Origin of the sequence: Dietzia sp. DQ11-44 (assembly GCF_014145205.1) — a bacterium.
GTDB lineage: Bacteria > Actinomycetota > Actinomycetes > Mycobacteriales > Mycobacteriaceae > Dietzia > Dietzia natronolimnaea.
On record NZ_JAALEC010000059.1, the window covers coordinates 1 to 5,542 of the forward strand.

Below are 5,542 nucleotides of genomic sequence, written 5' to 3' on the forward strand. Positions count from 1 at the left end.
TCCGAGCTCGGGGCGGGCGAGGTCGCCGAGGCGGTGCAGGCCTCGTCCGGTGAGGTCGACGCGGTCCGCCGACTCCGGGTCGCGCACTCGGGTCTCGGGCTCCGGGATTCGGTCGACCTGGTCCGGCGGCATGGCGGCGACGGCCGGAGCGTGGAGGGTCGCAGCAGCGGCAGCGGCTGACCCTCCCCGGGCCATCGAGGCCGACGCGGTCTCAGGGTGTGATCGTGACCGAGGCGGATAGGTTCTTGTCGAGGGGCTCCTCGGAGGCCGCACTGATTGGGGCTCTCACGAACGGATGCGTCGCCACAAGCGAATTTAGGTCGCCGAAGAGCTCCGTCTTGACAAGTGAGAGGCAGGCAGGCTCGCTCGTCTGCACTGGTTCGAGTGGATCGTGGCGGAGTCGCCACCGGACGGCCCGCAAGGCAGGCGAGGGACCTGCGACCGCGCCATGGGAGCGCCCGGCCCGTCTTGCCCGCGTGAGGTGTGAGCGGTCGGTATTATCCGGGGGTCTGATATGTCCATTAGGGAGGCCGACGTGGCGCGAGCCGACTTGCTGCTCGATCTCGTCGAGGCTGAGCGACGCGGGGACAAGGACCGGTTCAAGGTGCTGGTCGAGGCGGTCATTGCCGAGGAACGGGCCAACCAGCACCACCTGCTGGCCGATAGGCTCTCCGAGATCATCACCACCACGGGCCAGGGGCGAGCTCGCGACGACCGCGCCTCCGCGGTACGTGACCTACTCCAAGAGGTCGTCCCGGAACGACGTCTCTCTGATCTCGACCTCGGGCCCGTGCCGAGGCGGGTTATCGGTGAGCTGGTGGAGGAGCAGAGGCGCTCGGAGCTGCTACGCAGCTACGGCATCGAGGCACGCAATCGTCTGCTTCTCTCCGGTCCCCCGGGCAACGGTAAGACCAGCGTCGCTGAGGCGATTGCAGCCGAGTTGATGCTGCCGCTGTATGTGGTGCGCTATGAGGGGGTGGTCTCGAGTTTCCTCGGTGAGACCGCCGCACGACTCGACAGCGCCTTCGAGTTCGCCCGCACCCGCCGCTGCGTGTTGTTCTTCGACGAACTCGACACCGTCGCCAAGGAACGCTCGGACGAGCACGAGACCGGCGAGATCAAGCGAGTGGTCTCCACGCTGCTGCTGCAGGTCGACCGCCTGCCCGCCCACGTCATATTGATCGGAGCCACCAACCACAGCGAACTGCTCGACCGAGCGGCCTGGCGCCGGTTCCAGATTCGCGCCGAGCTCAATGCCCCCAGTCGCGCCGAAGCCACCCGTTACCTCGAACGGCTCGCCGCTCGATTCGGTGGCGACCTTGGGTTCGCCCCGCGCACCCTGGCCGACAAGCTCGCCGGCGCGAGCTACGCAGAGCTGGAAGAGTTCGCCCTCGACGTACGCCGCCGCGCCGTCCTCGAACTTCCCGACTCCGATCACAAACGGATCGTGAGGGAACGCCTCGAACACTGGCGCAACCAGGCGAGCGGGTGAGTCAGCAACCCACCGCCGGTGCCGAAGGATCCAGCCCCTCCCCCGGCTCCGACTCGCGAACCCTGCTGGCACTGACTGCGCCGACTGTGGGCGACCGACACAAGCTGCCCCCCTCGGTCCCACCTGTAGTTCGAGGCCCCGGAGCTACACGCCAGGGCGAGAGGCTGTCCCCGCAATTCCGTGCCCTCGTCGAGGCTTTCGACAGGCGGCGCGTCCATCTAAGTGACGACGACGCCGACGAGCTCGACCCTGAACTGGTACTGGTCTTCGACCTCGCCGGATCGGTCGCCGACTTTCGCAACGCCGTCGACCGGATTGAGGGCCTGGAGTTCCTCTCCGAGTTCCTCGACGAAGACACCGACCCCGACGAGGACTTCGCCAGCTTTTCTCCCACCGAGGGCCAACTCGACGACCAGGTCTCACGCTCGCTGTACCTGGTGATGTCCAACAGCGAGGCTGCCGGCCAGCTGGTCACCCTTTTCGAGGCTTGGCTGGATGACCCAGACATCACGTTTAAGCACGGACTGGGCAAGTTCAAGCACGCCTTCGCCCAACTACGCGCCATCCGCAGGTGGGGCCCGCAGGACCGCGTCCGAGAGACAGGGCTGCTTGAACAGTGGCGTGAGCACCTGGAGCTCGTCGGCCAATCGATCAGTCCAGTACGCGTCGAGGTCGAGTTGTGGTTCCGTCGCGGAGCCCCGGATCGAACCTACGCTGAAGGACACGTCGAAGAAGTACTAACCGCGGCTGGCGGACGGGTCCTGCACCGCGCTCAGATCGCCGAGATCGGTTACCACGCCATACTGGCTGAGCTGCCGGTCCAGCAAGTAGAAGAGGCACTCGAGCGCGGATCTCAAGCCATCGATCTGCTGACCACCGACGAGGTCATGTTCGTCACCCCGTTCGCCCCGATGACAGTCACCCAGCCCGAACTCGATATTCAGGACGACTCAGACGACGCAGGCCCGGACCACACCGACTCCAGCGACGGCAGTGTCGTGTCGGCCAGACCTGCGGATGCGCTGCCTCGCATCGCTCTTCTCGACGGGCTTCCCTTCGCCAACCACGACCGCCTGGCTGGCCGGCTGAGCGTCGACGACCCCGACGGCCTGGGCGTCAACTATCCAGTCTCAGCACGCCATCACGGCACCGCCATGGCCTCGCTAATCATCCACGGCGACCTCGATGCCGGCGGGGATCCACTACACAGGCCCCTGTATGTCCGCCCCATCCTCCAACCCCACCCCCTGAGCTCGGCAGCCGAGCAGGTCCTCGACAACGTCCTGCTGCCCGATCTGCTGCACCGCGCTATTCGCCGCATGATCAAGGGAGAATCTGGCCGTGATGCGACCGCGCCGAGCGTGCGCATCGTCAACCTTTCTATTGGCTCACCGGCCCGCGCCCTGGTTAGGCGAATGAGCCCAACTGGGCGACTACTCGACTGGCTCGCCCTGGAGTACAACCTTCTCTTCATAGTCAGCGCCGGCAACCACACCCTTCCGCTGGCGATTCCCGCTTCGCAGGCCAACCAGCTGACCGCCGCGCGAGTTGCTGCGTTGCGCGCTGCTCGAGCAAACAGCCGAAAGCGTGGGCTCCTGCCTCCAGGCGATGCGATGAACGCGCTCACCGTCGGCGCCACGCATGCCGATGCCAGCTCTAACGTCCCCGCCTCAGGGCCCGACCACACCGGTTTAAGCGCAGCACAGCCCGGCAACCGTCCCGACACGGCCTGGAACCTGAACGAGCCGGGCACGCCTGCGTTCTACGGCGCAGTCGGGCCCGGCGTCGGCCGCTCGATTAAGCCCGACCTGCACCACACCGGTGGAGTGACGCTCTACGAGCGCCCCTTACTCCCCAGTGTGGGGTCCGGGGAAGACGCAGACGAGGTAGTCCTGAATCCCCTGCGCACGTATGCCACCGGACCCGGCACGAGAGTCGCGGTGCCCGGACGTGGCGGGGCAACTTCCGCGACGGCCTTCACTGTCGGCACCAGCAACGCCGCCGCCCTGGTCTCACGCGAAGCCAGCGGCGTCTTCGACGTGCTCGAGGCCGGCGCTGAGGCCGGCGATCCCGCCTTCCCCGACGCGCTCTACCACCCGGTGCTGGTCCGCGCGCTGCTCGTGCACGCAAGCTCGTGGGGTCCTGCTGCGCGTCACTTGCGCGACTCTTTGGCGCTGGATCCTCAACGAGCGCGGCGAGAACTGACCGCCATGCTCGGCTACGGCGTCCTTGATCCTGCGCTGCTGGGACATGCCGCGACAAACCGAGCCGCACTCATCGCGGGCGGCTCCATCGAACGGGAGCAAAGCCACACCTACCGGGTCCCCCTCCCATCCTCACTGCGCGCACGCCCCGAGTGGCACCGCATCACCATTACGCTGGCCTACATGGCCCCCACCGCGGGCAACCTCAGCCGCTACCGAGGCACAAAGGTTTACTTTGAACTCCCCGACCGTGCAATCACCGCCGGTGACCGTGCTGAGGCCACCCATTGGAGCGTTCGCAAGGGCAGCTGCCAGCACGAAATCATCGAGGGCGAGCGCGCCATGGTGTTCGGCGCCAGTGAGACGCTCCCCCTCCAGGTGGAGTGCATGCGTGACGCCCAGACGCTGCGCAAGGGCGAGAGCGTTCGCTACGGCCTGGTCGTCTCGATCCAGACCGCGACAACCACCTCAACCACGATCCACGACGAGGCCCGTGCACAGCTGCGACAGCTGGTGCGTGCGCAGGCTCGCGAGCGTGGCCGGATTCAGAACTGATCTCTCGGTGGACGTTTCAGATACCAACAGAACACCAGTAAGGATCGAACGAGGGGATCTCACCCCCCTCCCAGAAGACGTACCAAGACTCCCGGAGCGACTGGTTCAGGTGTCTCACTTGACGATCCTCTGACGCGACAGCTGACGGGCATGAAGCGGATCTGCGGTTACCGCAGCTCGAGCCATGGGGCTTGCCTCGGGTTCATGTAGCACATGAGTGTCGTCCAGAACCCGAGCGCCTATCAGGGGTCTACGGGACGCTGGCCGCCTCGTCCCCGAGTCCGAGCGAATGTCTGGCCTGCGCAGTGAACGGCCGACTCGAAGCGGGAGTTCCTCGACCGGGAGGTGGTCGAAGCGCGCGATGGAGACGCGCCGAATCTCAAAGCTAGAGTGGTTCGCTCCTACTCCGGGAAACCCGACAGACGTCCGCCAACGACGCGGAAGGCGTTTCCTACAAAGGTCTACGGCGACGAAAGTCAATAGACGTTCGCGATCATCACCCGCCGTGGTGAGTACGCGGCCGGTGAGGTCCGTGGCCGGGACAAGGGCCGGTTCTTCGGCGCGTCCCCGGTCGCAGGAGCCATGACCTTCTCACAGTTCCCTGCGCATGCAGGCGCGCGGCCACTGGTCAAGGCCGCGGGCGATCTCTGCGGCTCTGATCTCCTTGAGGCCGGGGGTCTCCTCTTTCTCGGCGAGGTACCGGAACCCATGACGCTCGTAATATGGCCCGTTCCACGGGACGTCGGTGTAGGTGGTCAGAGTGACCGCGGGAAGGCCGCACTCCCGCGCCCAACCGATCATGTGATTCAGTAGAGCGGTCCCGATCCCACGGTGCATGAAATCGCTGTGCACCGAGACCTGGTCGAGGTGAGCATTGGCGTCGATCACATCCGCCAGCAGGTACGCCACGGGCCGATCGGCCCCGACGGTGCTGACCCACGCCCGCCCGTTCTGCACGAACTGCAGTAGCGAGCTGACCGACGGCGGGTCGTCCTCGGCCACCACGGTCATCCCGATCTCGGCAAAGGGTGAGCCAGCCGACCGCTCGATGTCCTGCACAGGGACCAGATCACTTTCCCTGGCGGGCCGGATACTGTGCGTGGTCACCGAATTTCCTCGCTCTCGTCGACCCGTGCAACGCGGTCTGGGGCACTACATCCCTGGCGCCCTGCCCTGGTGTCGGTGCGGCCCGGCCCCGGATGTCTCAGCAGGCGCCCGCGCCGCCGAGCGCCCGGGCGACCATCGAGTGGGTCCGCGGGTCGAGCGCCATCCCGCCGTGGGAGGTCGGGCC

At 66.4% G+C, this 5,542-nt stretch carries 4 protein-coding genes; 3 read left to right on the top strand and 1 reads right to left on the bottom strand.

Going from position 1 to position 5,542, the window contains the following annotated elements; translation table 11 throughout:
- The 3 genes from G6018_RS01795 to G6018_RS01805 form a co-directional block, all read left to right on the top strand.
- Positions 1–180, top strand: a 180-nt coding sequence (locus G6018_RS01795) for a hypothetical protein (protein WP_182638564.1), incomplete at its 5' end; no start/stop codon positions are given.
- A gap of 355 nt (positions 181–535) precedes the next feature.
- Positions 536–1,492 carry an AAA family ATPase gene (locus G6018_RS01800; protein ID WP_182609850.1) on the top strand — a complete coding sequence of 319 codons (957 nt, stop codon included), beginning with the start codon at positions 536–538 and terminating at the stop codon, positions 1,490–1,492.
- The gene (locus tag G6018_RS01805) at positions 1,489–4,251 is read left to right on the top strand and encodes a S8 family peptidase (RefSeq protein ID WP_347237763.1); all 2,763 of its coding nucleotides are present in this window, start codon (positions 1,489–1,491) and stop codon (positions 4,249–4,251) included. Before G6018_RS01800 ends, G6018_RS01805 begins: the two co-directional genes overlap by 4 nt.
- A 591-nt stretch (positions 4,252–4,842) precedes the next feature.
- Here G6018_RS01805 and G6018_RS01810 read toward each other — a convergent pair.
- Positions 4,843–5,358 carry a GNAT family N-acetyltransferase gene (locus tag G6018_RS01810; protein ID WP_347237764.1) on the bottom strand — a complete coding sequence of 172 codons (516 nt, stop codon included), beginning with the start codon at positions 5,356–5,358 and terminating at the stop codon, positions 4,843–4,845.
- Positions 5,359–5,542: the final 184 nt, after the last annotated feature.